At 32.6% G+C, this 21,805-nt stretch carries 14 protein-coding genes and 1 pseudogene; 5 read left to right on the top strand and 10 right to left on the bottom strand.

What is annotated here, in order from left to right:
* Positions 1 to 241: 241 nt before the first annotated feature.
* A complete protein-coding gene (locus AC1Q51_RS24895; RefSeq protein ID WP_000061792.1) occupies positions 242 to 1,720 on the top strand; it encodes an Lsa family ABC-F type ribosomal protection protein in 1,479 nt (492 codons plus the stop codon).
* 152 nt (positions 1,721 to 1,872) lie between these two features.
* On the opposite strand, the gene hlyIIR is transcribed toward AC1Q51_RS24895, so the two are convergent.
* The 4 genes and pseudogenes from hlyIIR to AC1Q51_RS24875 form a co-directional block, all read right to left on the bottom strand.
* Positions 1,873 to 2,478, bottom strand: a complete 606-nt coding sequence (gene hlyIIR / locus AC1Q51_RS24890; RefSeq protein WP_090977449.1) for a hemolysin II regulator HlyIIR — start codon at positions 2,476 to 2,478, stop codon at positions 1,873 to 1,875.
* A 385-nt stretch (positions 2,479 to 2,863) separates the two neighbouring features.
* Positions 2,864 to 4,102, bottom strand: coding sequence for a hemolysin II HlyII (hlyII, locus tag AC1Q51_RS24885; protein WP_000709371.1), 1,239 nt, complete (start codon positions 4,100 to 4,102; stop codon positions 2,864 to 2,866).
* 303 nt (positions 4,103 to 4,405) lie between these two features.
* Positions 4,406 to 5,638 carry an N-acetylmuramoyl-L-alanine amidase gene (locus AC1Q51_RS24880; RefSeq protein ID WP_000875659.1) on the bottom strand — a complete coding sequence of 411 codons (1,233 nt, stop codon included), beginning with the start codon at positions 5,636 to 5,638 and terminating at the stop codon, positions 4,406 to 4,408.
* A gap of 750 nt (positions 5,639 to 6,388) precedes the next feature.
* Positions 6,389 to 7,131, bottom strand: a pseudogene (locus AC1Q51_RS24875) (M15 family metallopeptidase).
* Between the two features lie 258 nt (positions 7,132 to 7,389).
* Between AC1Q51_RS24875 and AC1Q51_RS24870 the strand changes: the two are divergent.
* A complete protein-coding gene (locus tag AC1Q51_RS24870) occupies positions 7,390 to 7,644 on the top strand; it encodes a SunI/YnzG family protein (protein ID WP_000900689.1) in 255 nt (84 codons plus the stop codon).
* A 78-nt stretch (positions 7,645 to 7,722) separates the two neighbouring features.
* On the opposite strand, the gene AC1Q51_RS24865 is transcribed toward AC1Q51_RS24870, so the two are convergent.
* A complete protein-coding gene (locus AC1Q51_RS24865) occupies positions 7,723 to 11,004 on the bottom strand; it encodes a VaFE repeat-containing surface-anchored protein (RefSeq protein WP_090977445.1) in 3,282 nt (1,093 codons plus the stop codon).
* Between the two features lie 584 nt (positions 11,005 to 11,588).
* Here AC1Q51_RS24865 and AC1Q51_RS24860 point away from each other — a divergent pair.
* The gene (locus AC1Q51_RS24860) at positions 11,589 to 11,942 is read left to right on the top strand and encodes a hypothetical protein (protein ID WP_000913814.1); all 354 of its coding nucleotides are present in this window, start codon (positions 11,589 to 11,591) and stop codon (positions 11,940 to 11,942) included.
* 372 nt (positions 11,943 to 12,314) lie between these two features.
* Here AC1Q51_RS24860 and AC1Q51_RS24855 read toward each other — a convergent pair whose 3' ends face one another.
* Complete coding sequence (locus AC1Q51_RS24855) at positions 12,315 to 12,755, bottom strand: hypothetical protein (RefSeq protein WP_071714644.1); 441 nt, start codon at positions 12,753 to 12,755, stop codon at positions 12,315 to 12,317.
* Between the two features lie 618 nt (positions 12,756 to 13,373).
* On the opposite strand from AC1Q51_RS24855, the gene AC1Q51_RS24850 reads away from it, so the two are divergent.
* On the top strand, positions 13,374 to 14,627 hold the full coding sequence (locus tag AC1Q51_RS24850; protein WP_090977443.1) for an ATP-binding protein: 1,254 nt from the start codon (positions 13,374 to 13,376) through the stop codon (positions 14,625 to 14,627).
* 307 nt (positions 14,628 to 14,934) lie between these two features.
* Here the strand turns inward: AC1Q51_RS24850 and colA are convergent, their stop codons facing one another.
* On the bottom strand, positions 14,935 to 17,850 hold the full coding sequence (colA, locus tag AC1Q51_RS24845; protein ID WP_492331783.1) for a collagenase ColA: 2,916 nt from the start codon (positions 17,848 to 17,850) through the stop codon (positions 14,935 to 14,937).
* Positions 17,851 to 18,051: 201 nt separating this feature from the next.
* Positions 18,052 to 18,729 (bottom strand): MgtC/SapB family protein, encoded by a 678-nt coding sequence (locus AC1Q51_RS24840; protein ID WP_000109722.1) that lies wholly within the window; start codon positions 18,727 to 18,729, stop codon positions 18,052 to 18,054.
* Between the two features lie 289 nt (positions 18,730 to 19,018).
* On the opposite strand from AC1Q51_RS24840, the gene AC1Q51_RS24835 reads away from it, so the two are divergent.
* Positions 19,019 to 19,537, top strand: a complete 519-nt coding sequence (locus AC1Q51_RS24835; protein ID WP_001054138.1) for a GNAT family N-acetyltransferase — start codon at positions 19,019 to 19,021, stop codon at positions 19,535 to 19,537.
* Positions 19,538 to 19,584: 47 nt separating this feature from the next.
* Here AC1Q51_RS24835 and AC1Q51_RS24830 read toward each other — a convergent pair whose 3' ends face one another.
* On the bottom strand, positions 19,585 to 20,493 hold the full coding sequence (locus AC1Q51_RS24830; RefSeq protein ID WP_000249880.1) for a VOC family protein: 909 nt from the start codon (positions 20,491 to 20,493) through the stop codon (positions 19,585 to 19,587).
* 173 nt (positions 20,494 to 20,666) lie between these two features.
* Entirely contained in the window at positions 20,667 to 21,578 is a 912-nt protein-coding gene (locus AC1Q51_RS24825) for a VanW family protein (protein WP_000488980.1), read from the bottom strand.
* Positions 21,579 to 21,805: the final 227 nt, after the last annotated feature.

Here is a 21,805-nt window from a genome sequence, read left to right as displayed (position 1 = left end):
TCCTTCCGATTACAATTGGGGGATTTTTTTATTCCCGTTTATGTTAGTTGGAACTTATTAATTGTTAAATGTACCTAACAAATAAAGGAGCGAGAAAAATGAGTACTTCAGACACTATTGTTACACATGTAATGCTCTATATAAGTCGTTAATATCCATCAAACTTATATAGAGCAATTAAAAAATGGATGGATGTTCCGACTTTATATGAAACGTTTCGATATATAAAGGAGGAATTATTATGTCAATGATAAAAGTCCAAGATTTAACTTTTTCATACCCAGGTAGCTTTGATAATATTTTTGAAAGTGTAAACTTCCAAATAGATACGGATTGGAAGCTAGGATTTATCGGTAGAAACGGACGAGGTAAAACGACATTCTTTAATTTATTGTTAGGGAATTATGAGTATGGCGGGAAAATCCTTGCTTCGGTAGAATTCAATTACTTCCCCTACTCTGTTGCAGATAAGAACAAATTCACTTATGAAATCCTTGAAGAAATTTGTCCCCAAGCAGAAGATTGGGAATTTCTGCGTGAGATATCCTATTTAAATGTTGATGCTGAGGTCATATACAGACCATTTAAAACATTATCAAATGGGGAACAAACAAAGGTGTTGCTTGCTGCACTGTTTTTAAATGAGGGCCAATTCCTATTAATTGATGAACCAACAAATCACTTAGATACTGATGCACGAAAGATAGTCTCTGATTATCTAAGGAAGAAAAAAGGATTTATTTTAATTTCACATGACAGAATCTTTTTAGATGGGTGCGTTGACCATATCCTATCTATAAATAGAGCAAATATTGAAGTTCAGAGTGGTAACTATTCTTCTTGGAAGTTAAATTTTGATAGACAGCAAGAGCACGAAGAGGCTACAAATGAGCGTCTACAAAAAGACATAGGGAGATTAAAACAGTCTTCCAAGCGTTCAGCAAGTTGGTCTCATGATGTGGAAGCTTCAAAAAATGGAACGAGGAATTCAGGCTCTAAGTTGGATAAGGGGTTTGTAGGTCATAAAGCAGCCAAGATGATGAAAAGAGCAAAAAACCTTGAATCAAGACAACAAAAAGCTATTGAAGAAAAGTCAAAATTACTAAAAAATGTGGAGAAAACTGAGTCCTTAAAATTGGAACAATTACAATTTAAATCAAATGAATTGATTACTTTGGTTGATGTGTCCGTTAAGTACGATGACCAAATTGTGAATGATTCGATTAGCTTCATAGTTGAACAAGGTGACCGAATTGTACTTGATGGAACGAATGGGAGCGGAAAAAGTAGTATCCTAAAACTAATTCTAGGACATCCGATACAGCATACAGGCTTAGTTATTTTAGGTACAGGACTCATCATTTCCTATGTCCAACAAGATACTTCTCATTTAAAGGGATCGCTATCAGACTTTATTGAACAGCACAAGATTGATGAGACCTTATTTAAATCCATCCTACGTAAGATGGACTTTGACCGAATTCAATTTGAGAAAGATATATCTCATTATTCTGGTGGACAAAAGAAAAAACTGCTTATCGCTAAAAGCTTATGTGAAAAAGCTCATATATATATATGGGATGAACCACTAAATTTTATAGATATCTATTCCCGTATGCAAATCGAAGAGCTTATTCAACAATTTAATCCCACAATGGTTATTGTTGAGCATGATAAAGCATTTCAACAAACAGTTGCAACAAAAACTATATCTATGTAGCTCAAAACGAATACTTGAAAATATAATCAGCAAATTGAGTCATTGAATTATAAATACTTTAATGACGTGTTGAAAAAAGCCTAATTTCTCTACAATACATTGAGAAATTAGGCTTTAAATAGTAATAATAGAATTCATATACACTGAATAATTTACACGTTAGGTTTATCTGTTAATGCAGTAACAATCCTGTTCACTAAGTCTTCTGGCATCCATTCATGATTTGTATCATCCGTTTCATTTGGGCCTAAAGAATCAATAAACTTTTTAAACTTTGGAAATAAAACAATAGAAGTGATCCAATGTATCGTATGATTTATAGAGAAGAAATGAAAAACTCCTTGCTTTTCACCCTCCTGTAATATTTCTTTTAACTGTTCAAAATTACCTATGAAATACGGTTTAATCTTTTCTAATCGTGCACTTTCCTTAATAATCTCCTCATATGCCAATGATCCAATTTCAGGGTTCTCTTTTATATGTGTAGTAAAAACCGTTAAATATTCTCTAAGGGCATTGATAGGATCAAATTGATTCTTCTCAAGAAAATTGGGTAGCTCATTAGCAAGACCATATTTCTTAAACACCTCATAATATAGGTTTTCTTTCCCATTAAAATAGTAAGAGGCCATAGCAACATTCACTTTCGCTTCTTTTGCAATTTCTTGTATGCTCGTACCTTCGTAGCCACGCTCTCCAAATTTTTTCTTAGCAGCCTTTAAGATATTTTCCATCGTCTGCTCTCGAGATTTCCCCATTTCACACACCTCAAATAGTATATATTTCACTTCAAAAACCCAATAAGGACTTTGAATAGAGTATCTTTTTAATGAAATTTAATTATATATTTAAAGTGGTAACTTAACAACCGATGAAGTTCTGATTACTTTAAACAATATCCCCTTGCGTAGCATCAATAGCTTTCAAATACTTTATGCTCTTTTCTAATCGAGTGAAAGTCTGGACAAAAAACATCTAATGTTATCTTAACTTCGTGTGCAAACAAAAAAGTAATAAGGACCAGATCTTATCTATAAAATAAATAAGATCTGGTCCTTTCGTTACATTATACAAATTTAAAATAAACTAGCGTACTCGTATCTTGATGAGATAATTGTCCATCAATCGTCCATCATTTTCTGACTAAATCTGTTTAATCTCGATATAAGGTCCTTTAATGTTTAATTTGTTAATATCATTAGATATATTGCCTACAGTTGATTTTTCATTAAAAGTATAGACCTTTTCACCATTTACAAAGATACCCCAATTTTTATCTTCGTAACTGATACCATAACCAGCATTGCTAGACGTAGCTTGGAGTTGATTTCCATTCATTGAAAGAGATAATTTCCCTTTTCCTTTGTTAAGTTTATCATTCACACTGTTGATACTATTCATTTGTTCTTCAAGGGCTTTTTGTTTATCAAGAGTAACTTGATGGTTTTTCCAGTCTAATTTATAGTGGTTCGTAAAGAATTCATTATATGTATCTTTATTATTTGTTCCCCACCATTTTGAACTTACCCATTCGATATTGTACTGATCTGAAATTCTACGATTTGTTATTTTTAAATCTGATGTAGTTTCTGTTTTATCAGCAGTAATAACCGCTACTACGTTTGGAGAAAAACCATATCCTGTTAAAGCTGGTACTGTATCTTTTGAAACAAAATTATTCGTTCCTTCATTATAACTACGTGATTTCATAAATAGTTGATTACCATAGAAAGTATTGAATGAATCACGATTATAAATTCCCCACTCTGGGAAATTAAATGATTGGAATCCTACTTTCCAATTTAATTTTTTATCTGTGTGAGTCTCCAATACCGTTTTATAATCTACTTGATCATAAGATACACTTTCTTTCCAAGCAAAGCTACCTGTGATACTTGCATCGGCATTTGGCCCTTTATCATTTACTCCTACTTTAACACTTCCACCAAGTGTATACCCTACCTCAGAAGTGACCTTTGCTGAAGTCATTGTATTAACTGGGGCAGCTTTATGGAATTGAGCACTATCACCACTTGTTATTTCTGCTTCAGTATGATAGGCTGATGGCCATTTTAAACCTGCGTTATAGTATCCGCTATTAATTGTATATTTAGCATCTATATTACTACCATCGGTGGTAACAATTGCAATCTTTTTATCTGCGTAAGGATCCTCAATAAAAGAAACCTTTATTGAATTTTTGATATTTTGCTTCATGTCATAAGTAGTTTTAAAACTATTATAGACCTTCCCACCATTTTGAAGATTTTCTACAGTTCCTTTAGACTCTGCAAATGCAGATGTTGCTTGTAAACCAAATGATCCAGACATAATAACGGACGCTACCGCAACGCATTTAGCTATTTCTTTTGCTTTTTTCATACAGACAGCCACTCCTTCTTAAACATTTAAAAGATATAAATATATTATTTCTAGTTCACAAAAATAGAGATAGATTCATAGCCATACAATATAGAAATTCATTAACTTTATGACACTAACTAAAAACACATGTTTCACTAATCTTCCTCTCACTATTATTGATAACTATTATCAATATTATTAAAACATAAAGTAACGATTTAAACAACAATTTTAAATACAAATTTAAAATTGTTGTTTAAAAAAATACAAAAAAATTATAGAATTCTTCATTTCGAGAATTACTATATTTTCAATTACTTATTACAGCCTATATTCAGATACATTATTTCCTTTCCATTCATAATAATCTAAAATTCCTTCATAAATGGCTTCTGCTGCAATTTGTCTGCCATTTTCCGTAGATAATTTACTGTAATCAATACCATTATCTATAAACGCCAGTTCCGTCAACACAGCTGGCATGTCATTTTCTCTTATAACATGAAGGTCTCCATGTTTAACTCCTCTGTCTCGTGTTTGAAGTGCCTCTACTAAACGTGTTTGAATTTTTTCTGCTAAAACGCGACTTTCTTCCACATGAGGATTTGTTTTTTCGGATTTAGAAGATTTATAGTAATATGTTTCTGTCCCTTTTGCATTACCATTAAAAGCATTTGCATGTACACTTATAAAGATATTACCCTGATTTTTCTTAGCAAATTTAACACGTTCCTGTAAAGAACTTTTTTGATCATGTCCTGGTCTATTATCAGATTGACGAGTTAATAAAACTGTAAATGGTGTATGCTTTTCAAGTAATTGTTGTAGACGTAAAGAAGTGTCTAGTACAATCTTACTTTCAGGTAATCCCTTTGTGGATTTCCCAGGATCTTCGCCACCATGTCCAGGATCAATAATGATTGTTTTACTTTCTAATGGGTTTTTTGGACGATGTTGCATCATATCTGTTTTTGCAGTAAGTTGAGCAGCTTCAGCACGTGTTATAAATCTATTTGGTTGCCAACCGTTCTCAGTACCATTGGAAATTTTCAAACCGATTAAAATATTGGCATATTTTTCTCCCCAATGCCCTTTTAAATCTTCAAATTTAACCTGCTCGTTATGATTTGATGTGCTTTGTAGTTTATATGCATTTACTAGCATCGTAGCCATAGCAGCGCGAGTTACTTTTCCGGATGGATTGAAGATTCCATTACCCTCACCTTTAACAATACCAGCTTTTTCAGCAGCAGCAATATACGGAGTAGCCCAGTGGTTTTGTGAATCTGTAAATGATGGTTTTGCATTAGAGTCAATTTGTATACCTAAAACTTTTGTCATAATTTTTGTAGCCGAAGCTCTGTCTAATGAGTCATTTGAACCGAAAGTTCCGTCTGGATAGCCATTCAATACCTGTTTATCAACTAAATAATTAACGGATTTGTCCGCCCATGCAGGAACATCTGGGAACTTATGAGTATTTGCAAATGTATTAGATGAGTAGGATAATAGACTTCCAGCAAGAATTCCTGTAGCAATTAATTTATATTTCAAAATGTAACACCTCTATCAATTTATTACAATTTGGTAAATATATCATTTATAATTAATCTTTAAATAATACGACTTTGAATAAAGAATAGATCACGTTATTTATATCGCTATATATCGTATAACGAATTTAAAATCGAACTATTACTCCAAAAATAATCCTCGGACATACACTTATAGATAGAGATTATTAAATATACTCACCAATATTGTGTAACCAGTATAGTTACTTATACATACGAGTGTCAATTAAAATAACCTTACAATTTTGTAAGATAATCACCTTAATAGTAAACAAAGTAATTATTAAATAATATAAATAGTTACTAGATATAATAAAATAACAACCTTAAATTTTGAAAAAAGACTAATTATTTTGATAGGAAAATAACTTATAACACCAACATTTTTAACAATGCTTTTGAATCCTACTTTACTCTATAATTCTCTGTTATATTCCAACGTGAATGCTCCTATAATATAGTCAATTGCTGCAATGAATACTACAAACTTATAACATTGTATTCCCTCAAAAAACATCTCTAGAAGCCACCTAAAGTAGCCTATATTAATAAATTCACACAATCCATCTTTTCATTCCCTTAAGACATCCTCAAATTTTACAAGGAATGAAAAAAGAAGAGGGAGACCTTCCCTCTTCACCAAAAAAATTAAAAAACACCTTAATTTATATCCCCTGCCTTTTACAATCTCACGTCTATTGATAGCCAGTTTAATTCTTCAATTCTATTTTCATAGATTCATGTATTCTTCTAAAGTCTGCTTTTGTTTATATATATTTTCAGCAATATCTCCTACATAGCGAATATGCCAAGGTTCATATGCATAACCTGTAATACTTTCCTTTCCCTTAGGGTAACGAATGATAAACCCTGCGCAATGCGCGTTTTCTTTCAGCCATTTTCCTTCCTTCGTATTAGCAAAGGATAACTCTAGTTCATTGTTCGCACTTTTAGAAGAAACGTCCATTGTTAACCCTGTTTGATGTTCGCTATGTCCTGGTTTTGCCGAGAAGCGATCCGTATGCTCTTGTCCTTTTCTTTTCACATTGTTTGTATACAATCGTTGTTGATAGTCATAGGAACGAAATCCCGAAACAGCATTTAACTGAATCCCCTCCTGCTTTGCTAAATCAAATAACTTTTCCAGTGCTTCTGCCGCCTCTTTACGGAGGTGGCTCTTTTCTACCGTTCCACTAAATGAGAATGGTACATTTGGTACAACTAAATCCTCTGGTTTATAGTCTTCGGGTAATCCATATTCCTTATTAACTACAGCCTGTATACTAGCAAAAGAACTTTCATTGTATTTGGATTGCCCTTTTCCTCTACTATCTTTCTCTTTATTTATGGAGTTTTCACGAGATTCATAGTTCGTCTTATCTGGTTCTTTACCAATAGATTGATTGGTGTAATTATAAAGATACCTAACATCATAATTACACAAATGAAAATTCCTACTAATTTAAGTCTCATTATTCATTTCCTTCCTGCAACTCTTACTATTTCTCGTTCATAATATCTCAACCATATCAAATTCATATTAATTTGAAGTGAACTTTTGTTCTTACCATATTTCTTAATAGAAAGACTGTATATCCTTCTATTTGTTTGACATCATTAAGATGCTCACAAATATAAATAAATTCTATTCCTACATATAGATAAAAAATCTAAAAATTTATATAATAAGATTAGAAGTGTAGCGTATTATTATTGAAGGGTCTTGGTATAATGCTAGGCATTAATGTAAAAAAAACAAATGAAGAGTTAATTATTTCATGGCAATTGGCGGAGATTACAATTCCATTACGTGATGTGATTGAGATTACCGAAGATGCTACCTATGCTGGTGTTGAAGAAGTAGATGTCATACGTATTGGAACAGCTTATGGGACAACAGACCGTATTTTAATTAAAACAGTAAAACAAAATTATGTATTATTTACTACAAATAAATTTGCTATTTTAAATGCCATTCACGCTTGAATATAGGAGTCTTCTTGGCTAAAATGATAAAAATAAGCACATCTTGTTATAAAAACAGATGTGCTTATTTTTTAATTTCTATGCATTTTTACGTTTTAAGAAAATCACTCCACCAACAATTAACAGTAATGCGCCTGCAGCCATAGAGATCCAACTTGTAAGATTAGTACCTGTTTGCGGTAACCATCCAATTTTAGATTGAATTTCTTGCTTAGGTTGTGGTTGTTCTTTTACTTGCTCGTTAGGCTGCTCTGGTGTTGGAGTATTTTTATCTGAATTTGGCTGTTCTGGTTTAGGTTGTTCCGGCTTTACCTCTTTAAATTTCACTGTTTGTTCCTTATCTTCAATTTCAGCGTGAATAGCTACTAATATATTATCTTGATACAGTTCTTCAAATACTACTACTTCGTTACCTTGTAATGCAGAAGCATTAAATGTGAAATCTAGTGTGATAGAACCATTCTTCTCTTTAGCAATAAACTTAGATTCTACTGTTACTTCTTTTCCATCAACTAATAATGGCTTGTTTGTTGCTTTATCCATCAGTTTACCTTTTACAACATACTCTTTACCCACGATTAAGTCTTTGTATTCCACTTTATCTTGGATTGTTACAGATTTAGAAGCGTCTAACTCTTTAGAACCATCAGCTTTGTTTGTTGCTGTCGTTTTAATAGAAGGTTCTACAAATCGAACTGTTTGACCTACATCGTTAATGTCAGCATGTGTTGCAATTACTTGACCTTCATGTAATAAGTCTTCAAACACGACTACTTCTCTTCCTTGCTGTTCAGCACCAACAAAAGTAAAGTCTAATGTTACAAAACCGTTCTTTTCTTTTGCAGTAAACTTCGTTTCAGCTGTTACTTCTTTTCCATCAATTAATAATGGTTTGTTAATAGCTTTGTTCATTAGTTTACCTTTTACAGTGTACTCTTTACCTACAACTAAGTTAGTATACTCCACTTTGTCTTGAATAGTGATAGAATCCTTTGAATGAATCTCTTTTCCACCATCAGCTTTGTTTGTTGCTGTCGTTTTTACTGATGGCTTAACGAACTTAACTGTTTGACCTTTATCATTGATATCAGCATGTGTTGTAACAATTTTTCCTTCTTTCAATAACTCTTCGAATACTACTACCTCTTTTTCTTCTAAACCAGTTGCATCAAATGTGAAGTCTAATGTAATAGAGCCATTTGCTTCTTTTGGTGTAAACTTCGTTTCAGCTGTTACTTCTTTTCCATTTACAACTAATGGTTTATTAGTCTCTTTATTCATTAATTTACCTTTTAAAGTGTATTCTTTACCTACTTGTAGGTCTTTGTATTCCACTTTATCTTGGATTGTTACAGACTTAGACGTGTGTATTTCTTTTGTACCATCTGTTTTATCAGTAGCTGTTGTTTTTATTGAAGGAATCTTTTCATCTTTGACAATGTGTTTAATGATTTGACCATTCTCTTTAATTTCAAAAGAGAACGTTTCTTCATTTAATACATAACCTTTTGGCGCAACAGTTTCTTTATATGTGTATTTTCCAAATGGTAATTTTTCAAATTTAGCGATTCCTTTATCGTCTGTTTTTCCTTTTACTACTTCTTTTCCTGCTTCGTTATAAATCGTAAATTCTGCATTTGGAAGCTTGTTATTTCCATCAGCTACATCTACCTTTGTAATTTCTAGATCACCTTTGATAAGATGATTAACTGCCAATAACTCAATAATCTTCCCATGTTCCTTTATTTCGAACATAATTGGTTCTTTAACAAGAACGTAACCATGTGGAGAAGCCTTTTCTACAAATGAATATTTACCATACGCTAAATCTTTGACGTTAATCTCGCCATTTTTATCTGTCTTATATTCCCCAACTACTTTTCCACTTTCATCTTTCAATTCAAATACTGCACCTTCTAATTTTTTGCTAATATCTTCATTATCTACTTTTAGTAATTTTACACTACCTTTCACTTCGGTATTTTCCACTGTAAAAGTAAGTGTTTTATTGTGCTCTTTAATTTCAAAAGGATACTTTGTTTTATTTCCAATATATCCATTAGGTGTTTTTGTCTCTAAGAAATAATACTTACCATACGTAAGACCTTCAACGTTTGCAATTCCATTTTCTTTTGTTACTACTTTTTGCACTTCTTTTCCATCTTCAGTAAAGACTGTAAATTCAACATTTGGTAAAACCTTTCCTGAATCACTGAGCTTTTTAATTTCGATGTTACCTTTTACTTTGTTATTTACTATTTGGACAGCTCCTGTTTCTCCTGTCTTAACTTCAATAGTTTGTGGTTTATCATCTGAAACATAGCCTGTTGGTGCTTTAATTTCTTTTAATGTGTAAATACCAATTGGTAAGTTGTTTAATTCTGCCATACCATCAGCACCAGTCGTGATTTTTCCAACTGATTCATTATTTGCATTAAAGACCTCAAATACTGCACCAGCTAAAACTTCTCCATTTTCTCCAACCTTTTTAATTTTTAAAGAACCAGCTGCTTCCCAATTTACTGCAAGATCACTACTAAGCTTTTCTTCATTTCTTTCTAATAGTACTGTAGCGTTCTGAACAGTATCCGTACCACGGTAAGCAATTGCTTGAACTTTAGTTAAATTAGCAGCTACACTTAAATTAAATTCACCCGTTTTTGTATTCTTAGGAATTTGGATACGAAATTTTTCTCCAACTGAAAGCTGATCTTTCACTTCTCCATTTTCACTAACAATTCTAACTCCATTAGGTGCATTTTTCGCTACTACCTTATAAGAACCACTCTTAGCATTTGTTTGTACTGAATATAGATTTGTTTCGAAGAATTCACCCTTTAATTCTGCTTTTTGCTTTTCAGCAGGAATCACATTCATAAAAACATCTTGAGTCTCTTCACTATTATTAGCATTACTAATAATAGCCTTAGCTGCTTTTTCAACATTTTTATTCTCATGTTTTAATTCATTTACATCGAGTTGACCTAATGCATTCCAAACCGCAAGTTGCGTTGCATAATGCGCTTCATTTTTATTAGTTACTCCCAGCTGTTCAGCACTTTTTTGTGGGAAACCATTTAATAAGACTCTATATACTACATTATCTGTTTTCCCCATTTCAGGAAGATCTTCACCATTTGGTGATTTTAATCCAAGAGTTAAGCAATAAGCAATTTGACCACTTGAATTTTTAATCATTTCAGTGCGAATGTACTTACCTAGACTATTACTATAACTCCAGTCCATTGAATATTTCTCATGCGTCATAACCTCTGCACTAGCCCTAGGTAAAAATACATTAAGGAATAATGCCAGTACTGATAATAATGTAAAAACTCTTATAATGACTCTCTTACCCAATTTTGTAACCTCCCTAGAATAAATTAATCCGAGTATATATCGCAATATCTAAAACATTCACGATCGACCCGATTATCATTATAAAACAATAAATTACAAATATTAAATAATTTTAATGAAATAGTCAAAAAAATTTACACATTTTATTATTTATCAAGTTTTTTAACGAATTTACTATATACAAATTCTAAAACACGCCTACAAGTTAAAAGACAAATATGTATGTTAAATATATAAATACCAATTCCTTCACTTCAGTTATTAAGCTTTCTCCCTATTAAAAATAGCCTTTTCATTTTCTGGTTAATCCGAATAATTTATACACCTCTTTTAATCTATTAATTCTCTATTACGCTCCTTCATTGAGATATAAGGGTGACTCCTCATTTAAAGAATAAAGTAAAACTTTATTCAGCTCGATCCCCATCTAACTTCTTTACTTTCATTGAATTTTTGGGCGTGAGTCTTACTGCCCACAAATAGCGGGATACATTATGCAATATTGCATTTGATAATCATTTTCAATGTAACTACAATGATTACAGGGTTACTGTTAATCCAATATTCTACATGGAGGTTTTATTATGTTAAAAAAAATTATTGTATCTTCTATGGCGCTTACTATGTTCGGTGGAGCTGCAACTATGCTAGAGGCACCTACTGCTCAAGCAGCTTCTTATAACTCAACGTCATCCTCTTACTTTGATGTCACTCCTGAAGAGGCCGTGGCTTTCTATCAATCTCAAGACTATAAAAAATTAAAAGTATTTTTGGATGACTTTGAAGCAAGAAACCCTTATACTCCAGGTGGAGGCTACGCTCAAGGGAGTGTACGTATGCAAAAATTCAACGATGCTCTTAGAGATGCCAAATTAACAAATGTCTACCAAGAATTTATTAGAATCTCATACTACAATCATTATCCAGAACCAAAATAATAACAACGGATTAAATGTTTATTATTTCTATAACTTAGCCTAATTTTAAATGTATAACCTAAAAATAATTACTAAAAACCACTCATATAAGAGTGGTTTTTCTATTTCCCCATATAATTTAGCGGAATGTTACATCATCTTTATTTTGATATCTTTTATAGTAGACATTCTCTCGTTGACACAATCTAGTAGGTTAGCAATGGAAATATCAAAATGTATTTATAATTGTTTTCTGTTTAATAGCCAAAAACGAACACCCTCTCACAATTAGATAAGGTGCTCGTTTTCATTTTTATCGGTAATTCTCAATTCAATTTAGCTTCTTTCCAATAAGTAAAGATTAAATTAACTTAAAAGCAAAGCGTTTTAAATTTAATTCATAGATCTTACTGAAACTTGGAATTGCCCCTTAGAACCATCATCATTTGAAACGTAAATTTTATATGTTCCATTCGGTAATGGAGATAAAGCATTCCGTACATTTGTAACATTAATTTGTTGTTCTCCAGGTTTTATATAACCACCAACAATTAGCTCTGTATTTGGACCTTTTACACTATATCCCATTGTATTTTGACCATTATTTTTCATAGAGAAGCTTAAGTCAGTACTCCCATCATATACGAAAGAAGTTTCAGCCTCGCCACTATAATCCATTGTTTGGGTTAATAATAAGTCTGCAGAAACATGTTCAACTACATGAATTGGATCATTCGTTTTGTGTACTTCTTCAGCATAAGTATTATTCCCTAACACACCAAGTGTTAATGCTGAAATTACTCCACAACTAAGCACTAGTTTATTTAACTTCATTTTAAGTTCCCCCTTGATGTTTGTATTCTATTACCATCATACATCCTTTTCCAAGTACGTTTTTATGTAATAATTCATATCTATAAACCTATATATCTTAACTTTTCACCTTAATAGTTATTGAGAAACCCACATAGATAAAGCTACAATATTACGCTTCATAAAAAACATGTGAATTTTAAAGTCTTTTTCTAACAAAGTTTTATACGAGTAAGTACCAAAATACTCACATAAATAGCATTTCTATTTCAGATAAAATGTACTAATAAAATTTTTCTAAAATTTCACTTTGTAATTTGATATATTCCATGTTAATATAACGAAGGCTACAAAACAGGAGTCACCATGTATATCATTTTTACAGAATATTCATACTTAAAAAACCTTATTTTATCAGTAACTTAATCCCAATTTTACCTATACACAAGTTAGTTTATAATTTCATATGTACATAAATTTAAATAGATTTTTTCTATTTTCCTTATCAATTTTAATACGAGTAATATAACAGCATTTTTCAAGTACCCTTCCTTTTTTAGATAAAAAGTCTACTAATACTAAACATCTATGTCCAACTCATACATAATTCTACTTACAAACTATTGGAGATGCAAAACTATGGGAATTTCTACTCTTTTATTAAATACCTTTATTATAATAATTTGTATCCTTAGCTATCACGTATTTTGGCTAGAGTTTAAAGAAAAAACAACATGTAATAATATATTATTTTCTATCCTTTCCTCCATTGCTATTATTTTTTGTATGACTTTTCCTTTTCATTTACATGTGGGATTTATTTATGATTTACGTTTTATTCCTATAATATTAGTTTTTCTATATGGAAATACAAAAAACATTGTTTTTATAGGAATTTTATATCTTTCTTATCGGTTTTACTTAGGCGGAAATGGCGTTCTTCCATCATTTATTATCTTCACTATTATTTTTGGTATAACAATGCTCTTTCGTTACTTATTACCTATGTATGTTAAAGAAAAAAAAGTATTATTAAGCTTACTCCTTATTTTAGTATGTACAACTTCACTTTCTATTTGCGGTATTGTAACTCAAATACATACAGGAGGGAAAATAGACTCTACTCTCATAGAATTTTTATTAAATTACATAATCATTAATATTTTCACAGTATTATTATCAGTTTATTTAATAGAGGGAATGATTGAGAAATATAAAATGAAAGAAAAGCTACAACGAGCTGAAAAATTTTATATAGCTAGCGAACTAGCAGCGTCAATTGCACACGAAATCCACAATCCACTAACCACGGTACATGGATTCACTCAATTATTAAATGAAAAACATGCCTCTAAGCTATCTCAGGATCAATACTTAGAAATCATGTTAATTGAAATGCAGCAAATACAATCTACTATTAATAACTATTTATCTTTAACCAAACCACAGAACACCCTAAAAGAGAAAATAGATATTAATCACATTTTAAATCAGGTGAAAGATACTATTTCACCACTCGCTCTATCATACAAAGTTGAAATCAAACAAAATAGTACAGATTCCTTTTATATAAATGGGGACCCCGAAAAATTCAAACTCTGTCTAAACAACATCATCCAAAACGGAATTGAGGCTATGAAAAATGGTGGATTATTACAAATAAATATACAAAAAGTAAAAGGAAATATCATAATTGATATTATTGATTCAGGAATTGGGATGTCATCTCAACAAATAAAACGAATTGCTTTGCCATTCTATTCAACAACAGAAAAAGGAACTGGGCTTGGTACTATGATTGCTTATAGTATTATTAAAGAATTAAACGGAGATATAGAGATAGAGAGTAACTTAGGTAAAGGGACACGCTTTTCTATTAGTATCCCTTGCTAATGCGACAAAAATTTTCTGTTTAGTTAATTAAAAATAATAAGGATCAGAGCTTATCTATTGTTACAGATAAACTCTAATCCTTTAGTTTAATTACATTAAACGCACTTAATATTTATAACTATTCTTACATCGTGATGAAAGAATAGTTCATCGACTTTATCTCATTTACTGATTAGATTTGTTTAATGTAAATATAACATCTCTCGGCACTTAATTTGTTATTATCATTATAGACATTTCCTACAATTGTTTTTCCATTAAAGTACAGACCTTATGCCATTCATTGAAAAAGACAACTCCCTTTTTACTACTTTACTTCCACCGTATAATTCCCTGTTCCACCACTATACTGATACACATGTAAATAATACTTCCCTGGATACGTGTAGTAACTACCTACTAGTTTATTCCCTTGTTGCTGAGCATACGTAACATAATTATTTAAATCTGCTTCAGAATAAAGTACCCAGTTCATTCCGATATTATTTTCATTCGTTACGTTAATTTGAAGGTTTTTAGCAGTCTCCACATTAATTTCAAAGAAATCACTTGTATCGCCATTTCCTAAACTAGCACGTAAAACTTGATTTAACTGCAGTTTGTTTGCTGTTTGGAATGAGTTATTCGGTTCTTTTTCTACACTGTTATCTTCTTTCTTTTGAACAGTTACAGTCGCTGTAGCAGTATTAGTTGCTCCTTTATCGTCTGTTACCGTTAATTTCGTTGTATACGTTCCTTCTTTTGTATATACGTGAGTTGGATTTTGCTCATTACTTACTGCTCCATCACCAAACTCCCATTTATACGAAGTAATTTTCCCGTCTTCATCTTTTGATCCGTCGCTTTTAAATGAAATTGCTTCATTTACATTTCCACTATACGGACCGTTTATAACTGCAACTGGTGCTTTATTCTCTGCACCTTCTTCTGTATTAATACCGTGGAACACAACATCATATTCAAATTGTCCTGATGCATTCACGCGATAATTTACGAAGTATGCTGTTACTGTTTTATAGCCTGTCCATTCCTTTGCACTTAAACGTTTTAACGTATCATTAACGTTTTGTGTAATTGTTTTCCAATCTTCATATTCTCCTTTTGCTGCGGTTCCTGTATATGTTCCTTGTAGTGTGAATGTATTAAAGAACTGTGATTTATTTTTCTTTACTGATACATTTTTCAATTTTGCTTCCGCTGTGATTTCTGCCGCAATATCTGAAACTGGCTTCCATACATGATTCGCTAAATAATCGTCTGATACTAATGGCACATTATATTTCTCACGATTATCAACTAGCATTTGCATATAATCTTGATATTCTTTATTTAAATTCGCATCTTTACTTAATGTAGAGCGATATGCATCATATGCTGTTACATCATTTTTCCTAATAAGATCATGTATTTTATCGAACATATCATATCTCTTATTGTACATATACGATTGTAAAGCAAAGGAATAATTATAGAAATCCCACGTTCCATACTTTGCATTTAACGTTCGCTCTGCCGTATAACGCTCTGCTGGATTTGAAGATAATCCTCCTATAATACTCTTTCTCGGTACAACATTATCCGTTCTCGTTGCCCCTGCAAAAAATTCAGCATTCCCTTCTTCAAACCAAGATAATCTTTCATTTTCATATATTTTCCCTTGTCCCCATAACCCTGGTACTTCATATCTACCTTGTAAATAATGCGTGAACTCGTGTCTGAATAATTCTTCTAAACTATAAATACTTTCTTCTGGCGTACGCTCATAAGTAAAGAACGTACCTGTTCCTTCTATATAAAGACCACCGTTATTCGTTTCATAACCGTACAATTGACGATTAAATTGATATTCTGCTGGGCTATTATAAATAACCATCGTTAGTACATCATCAGGATTTCCTTTTTCTAAAGGTTGATCACTTTCAACCGTACGATGGAATTGTGCCTTCACTTCTTTTGCCGCCCAATATAAACGTTTTACTTTTTCTTCTGTCACTTTATCTCCAGCTTTTAAAACAATTGCCCCATCATCAAACGTATACGTTTTTGGCAAATATTTTTTCTTTCCATCTTCTCTTATTTGATCTAAATTCACCACTTTACCATTTGCATCTTTTCCGCCATAATTCGTTGCGATTTGCTCAGCAGCTACGAAATATTGCTCCCCTAAATACGGATAAATTTTCATCGCATCTGTTACAACTTGTAACCCTTTCGTTCCTGTACTATGGAACGTACCGAGTCTACCTGTATAATAAATGCCATTATTAATAAGCCAACCGTTTTTTGCTGTAATCGTTCCCATTAATGCAAAACGACTTAATTCATTAATATAACTATCTATTTTCTGATACCATACTGTATCTTTCGGTGCTTTCCTCGTATCGTACAAATACGATTGAATGTCGTAGTCAACACCTTGCATAATATCGTAAATAGCATTTCCAGCTGAAAGATTATCTACTAATGTAGAAAAATTATCATTATATTGTTTAAAAATTTTTGCAGCTGATGTTATCGTTTCCACATCACTCGAAGCGTTTCCTATTAACTTTCCGTATGATGATACCACTCTATTTTGCTCTAATGTACCCAGCTTGAAATTTGAATTGTTAGCTATCGCTTTTAATGCAGGTAAGCATTTATCATGATAACTCCGTTCATTTAATTTACTAAGTTCCGAATTATAAAATCCTAAATAAAATCCTGAACGTAATACCTCCACTAATGTCTCAATCCCTTTTGAATCATCCTTCGTATAGGCTTGTCCTTGCTGCTTCAATTTATCAATAATCGCCTGCATCCTACTATCATTTTGATAGAATGCTAGACTGTCTGTATTAAACTGAAATAGCCCCGTAATTTGCTCCCAATCAATTGTTACAAGTAAATCTACTAACTGCTGATTGCTTAATTGATTTAATTCAGCAATTGTATAAGTTTTCGCTACAGCTAATTGCTTACTTTCTTTTTTCACCTCAGGTGGTCTTTGTGATAAATCGGCAAATTGTAGCCTTTTCTCAAAAGACTTGCTTTCGAGCACTTTCGATGAATGAGCTAATTCTTGTACTGGTAGTTGTACACCGACTGGCTCCATTTTGAGCACATTTCGATAAGAAACTTGCTCTCCCTTAGTATCTTCTGCCAAACTTACCCCTTGAAAACTCCCTAACATTAAACTAGCAAAACTTACCCCTACTAACATTTTCTTTGAATAGCCTTTCATACTCTCCCCTACCTTACATTTTTAGTGTCCCGCTCCATTATTTTACTATTTTTACTTTTTGTCCTGTATTGAGAAAAAATAAGGTAACGTTCACACATATATTCATTTCATGTAAAATTAACGCTTGACTTTCCGTGCATTTTATATCAAAAAAGATAGATAATAGCAAAATTCCTGCTACATCTACCCACGTTTTCAACACTATGATTTTAACTTTATAAACGTAACTTCCGGTAATGTTTGCATATGCTGAATAAACTCATTCTTTTCTTCTGACGATATATTTTTCAGTTGCATCCCTACCTTATAAACAGTTTCTGTACCTTGCTGTGAAGCTTCCACCTCATATGAGAGTATTGGGATGCCTTTCACTTGTAGTGTTTCTAATATTTGTTGTACCGCTTCATGTTTATTTACAAACATTTGCACTGTTATATTTTGTGGAAATAAAAATTGCACCTTAAAAATACGACTTACAATTTCTAAACCAATTAAAACGAGAATCGTCGCTCCAATGCCTACTACATACATTCCCGCTCCAATTGCTAATCCTATACCGGCAGTAGCCCATAAACCAGCCGCGGTCGTTAATCCTTTCACCGCCTGCTTTTGAATAATAATTGTGCCTGCACCTAAAAAACCAACTCCACTAACGACTTGTGCTGCAATACGACTTGGGTCTAGAGACGTATGCTCTTCAAACACAATATCTGAAAAGGCATATTTCGAAACAACCATTATTAACGCACTTCCTACCGCTACGAGGAAATGAGTCTTTAATCCAGCTTCTTTCGATCGAATTTCTCTTTCAATACCAATCATTGCTCCTAACAAGCCAGCAACACCGATTCGTATAATAAAATCAAAATCTACACTCACGGGCACTTCCCCCTTTCATTCATTATAGATAGATAAAACAAAAATTATCACAAACATCCATTTATCAACATGAAAGAATACCACTAAAATACACTTAATACTCCGACTTTTCATGTTAATATTTTAAATATTAACATAAAATAAATAACTCCTAATTTTAAACCTTCACTAATTTTCTAAAAAACCAAAGGTGGATTGCATGAAATTAGGTTGAGAAATTTTAGAAAACGCTTTCACTTTGTTTCATAATTTTTTATAAAAACTACATAACTAAAGGAGCTTACTAACAATGAACCTCTCATTACTTACACCTACTACTGATTTACAAGAAGAATACTTAGATTTCTATAACGAATGGAAAGATAGCGGTGAAACAATGATCCCGTGGGTTATCACAAAAAATCCTGCCAACTTCCCAGCTATGGTTCAAGAACTTCTCGATGCGCATAACGGAATAAATATCCCTGAAACTTGGGTACCAGACTCTACATATTGGCTTGTTACAGATGAAAATAAAATTGTGGGAGCTGTTAATATACGTCATAGTTTAACCGAACATTTATTTAACGCTGGCGGTCATATTGGTTATGGCATTCGCCCTTCTGAAAGAAGAAAAGGTTATGCTACAAAGTTATTAAAATTATCGCTAGAAAAAACGAAGGAATTAAACATCGAGAAAGTACTTGTCGTTTGCGACGCAGTGAATACCGCTTCTGAAAAAACGATTTTACATAACGGTGGGCTTCGTAATGATGATTTCACTGAGGAAGATGGGAATGTAGTAAGAAGATATTGGATTGAGATATGAATGATCACAAAGAAGCAAGAAAGTGATTATACACTTTCTCGCTTCTTTTACACTGTTTCTATTTCAAACTGCACTGTAATACCACTTGGATCTACTACCGCAAACCCATTTGTAGTTTCATTTATTTCATGTTGTTTTTCTATTAATCTTTCTTTCACTTCATCTAACGCTTCTTTATGCGGTAGTACAATCGCATATACCTTTAGTCCAGTTGCATGTACTGGTGGGTGTGGATTGTTTACTCCGTTCCACGTATTTGCACCAATATGGTGATGATATCCCCCTGCTGAAATAAATAAGCAATCCTCTTCACGCTGCTGTACTTCAAAACCTACTGTTTCCACATAAAATTCATGTGATTTCTCTACATCAGCTATTCTTAAATGTACGTGCCCAACGACAGTATTAGCAGGCAAACCATCAAACTCATAATCAACGAGTGTTGCCAATTCTTTTAAATCAAGTGGTGTACTTCCTCCTGGTCCTTCTCCCCATTGATCGCGCGGACGGTCTGCATAAATTTCAATACCATTCCCCTCTAAATCTTGCAAATAAAAAGCTTCGCTATATGTATGATCACTTGCACTATTAAACCTTGAAATTGGTAAAATTTCATTTGAATATGTATAACGCCCTTCTTGCTCAGCCGGGCTGTCAATTACATTCTTATTACGAAGAACCCCAAATAGCGCAGAAGCAAAAGCTTCACGAGTCGGAACTAAAAAGGCTACATGATATATACCAGTCGTACGCGGTTCTTGCAGTACCCCGTCCTCTAACTTTTCAAGAACAAGTAACGTGTTCTTTCCACCTTTTCCAGATAAATATGCTTTATTCCCCTCTTGCTTAATTACCTCTAATCCTACAACATTCTCATAAAAAGCAATTTGACGCTCTAAATCTTTCACTTTAAATTCAACATGACCAATACGTGTTTTCGGATGAATTTGTACCATGAATAACTTCATCTCCTTATCCCTATATTTTCCCATTACATATAACCGTTACTATGAAGGATACAACTAAAATCATCCTATGTAAATAAGAAAAGTCAGAATTTACATGCATTTTTATTTTCATAATAAAAAGCCACCTTTTCTAACTTTTAGAAAAGGTGGCTTTTTAACTCTTATCTCATTTTATGTACTTCAGCAACTAGCTTTCCACCCTGAATGCCCATATAAAGCTTCACAGGTGCATCATTCGTATTTTCAAATACTAAATCTAAATATGGATATGCAATTGTAGCATCTCTTCCTTGTGGAACATAACCTACCGTTTTAGAATGTGTAGTTCTCTCCACCATTTTCAGGCCAGCTTGATCTGCTGCATTGTATAAAGTTGAAGATGTTTGACAAACACCACCGCCATATCCATCTACTAATTTACCATCAACTATTTCTTTCCCTAATTGATATCCTTTATCTGGTGTCGTATCACCGATTAATGAATTAAAAGAGAAACGATCTCCTTTTGCTAACACAACTCCATTTATGCTCGCTGCTGACAAACGAATATTCTCAATACGGCCACCTGTTGAACCACCTAAGTTCGTTTCATATCTACCAATTACCGTACCATTTCCTTGCGCATCACTTAATGTTGCGACTGGTTTTTTCTCCACAATCGGCAACTGATACGTAGCATCCCACATACCAACGTTTAACAATTTATCTACTAATTCTTTTTCCATTAATTCATAAGAAGGTTTTCCTTCTTGCCAACTTCCATCAGGTGCTATACGTGAAGGAACCATTTTTTTGTCGACGCTTTTTCCAACCTCACCAACAACCTTTGTTACAGACTTTTTAAATTTCGCTTCATCTTCAAAATAGCCTAAACCAGATAAATCTAATTTTTTCACTTCAGTACCAGTTCGACCATCAACTAAACTAATAGTATCTTGCACTTCTGCTTTAGCCTCTACAGTGTGCCCACCAATATCACTTACCAATGCAACATCACTTACTTTTGCACCACAGCCACTCACTACAGCTACACATAACACCCCAACTAATATACCCTTTACTTTACGGAACAATATACTCTCTCCCTTTCCCCAACATCACTATTATGTATTTATTTCATTTTTATGTATGTTTTGTTACAATCATTTTACAATATGTTTATAAAATGTTACAAGTTATTTTTCACTCTATATAAATTACTCTTTTCTTTTATAAATGTCTATACATATTTACATAAAAGTTTGAGTTTGATAGAATTGTAACTTTTATGTAAACTCTCTCTTTTATCCAGTATATACCA

The organism is Bacillus sp. MT94 (assembly GCF_058792475.1).
The sequence above is the reverse complement of the archived record's forward strand: the minus strand, read 5'-3'. Positions and strand labels throughout refer to the sequence as shown.

Excerpts from the sequence above, each read along its gene's own strand:
- AC1Q51_RS24895 (WP_000061792.1), top strand. The coding sequence starts at position 242 with ATGTCAATGATAAAAGTCCAAGATTTAACTTTTTCATACCCAGGTAGC.
- hlyIIR (WP_090977449.1), bottom strand. The coding sequence starts at position 2,478 with ATGGGGAAATCTCGAGAGCAGACGATGGAAAATATCTTAAAGGCTGCT.
- hlyII (WP_000709371.1), bottom strand. The coding sequence starts at position 4,102 with ATGAAAAAAGCAAAAGAAATAGCTAAATGCGTTGCGGTAGCGTCCGTT.
- AC1Q51_RS24870 (WP_000900689.1), top strand. The coding sequence starts at position 7,390 with ATGCTAGGCATTAATGTAAAAAAAACAAATGAAGAGTTAATTATTTCA.
- AC1Q51_RS24860 (WP_000913814.1), top strand. The coding sequence starts at position 11,589 with ATGTTAAAAAAAATTATTGTATCTTCTATGGCGCTTACTATGTTCGGT.
- AC1Q51_RS24855 (WP_071714644.1), bottom strand. The coding sequence starts at position 12,755 with ATGAAGTTAAATAAACTAGTGCTTAGTTGTGGAGTAATTTCAGCATTA.
- AC1Q51_RS24850 (WP_090977443.1), top strand. The coding sequence starts at position 13,374 with ATGGGAATTTCTACTCTTTTATTAAATACCTTTATTATAATAATTTGT.
- colA (WP_492331783.1), bottom strand. The coding sequence starts at position 17,850 with ATGAAAGGCTATTCAAAGAAAATGTTAGTAGGGGTAAGTTTTGCTAGT.
- AC1Q51_RS24835 (WP_001054138.1), top strand. The coding sequence starts at position 19,019 with ATGAACCTCTCATTACTTACACCTACTACTGATTTACAAGAAGAATAC.
- AC1Q51_RS24830 (WP_000249880.1), bottom strand. The coding sequence starts at position 20,493 with ATGGTACAAATTCATCCGAAAACACGTATTGGTCATGTTGAATTTAAA.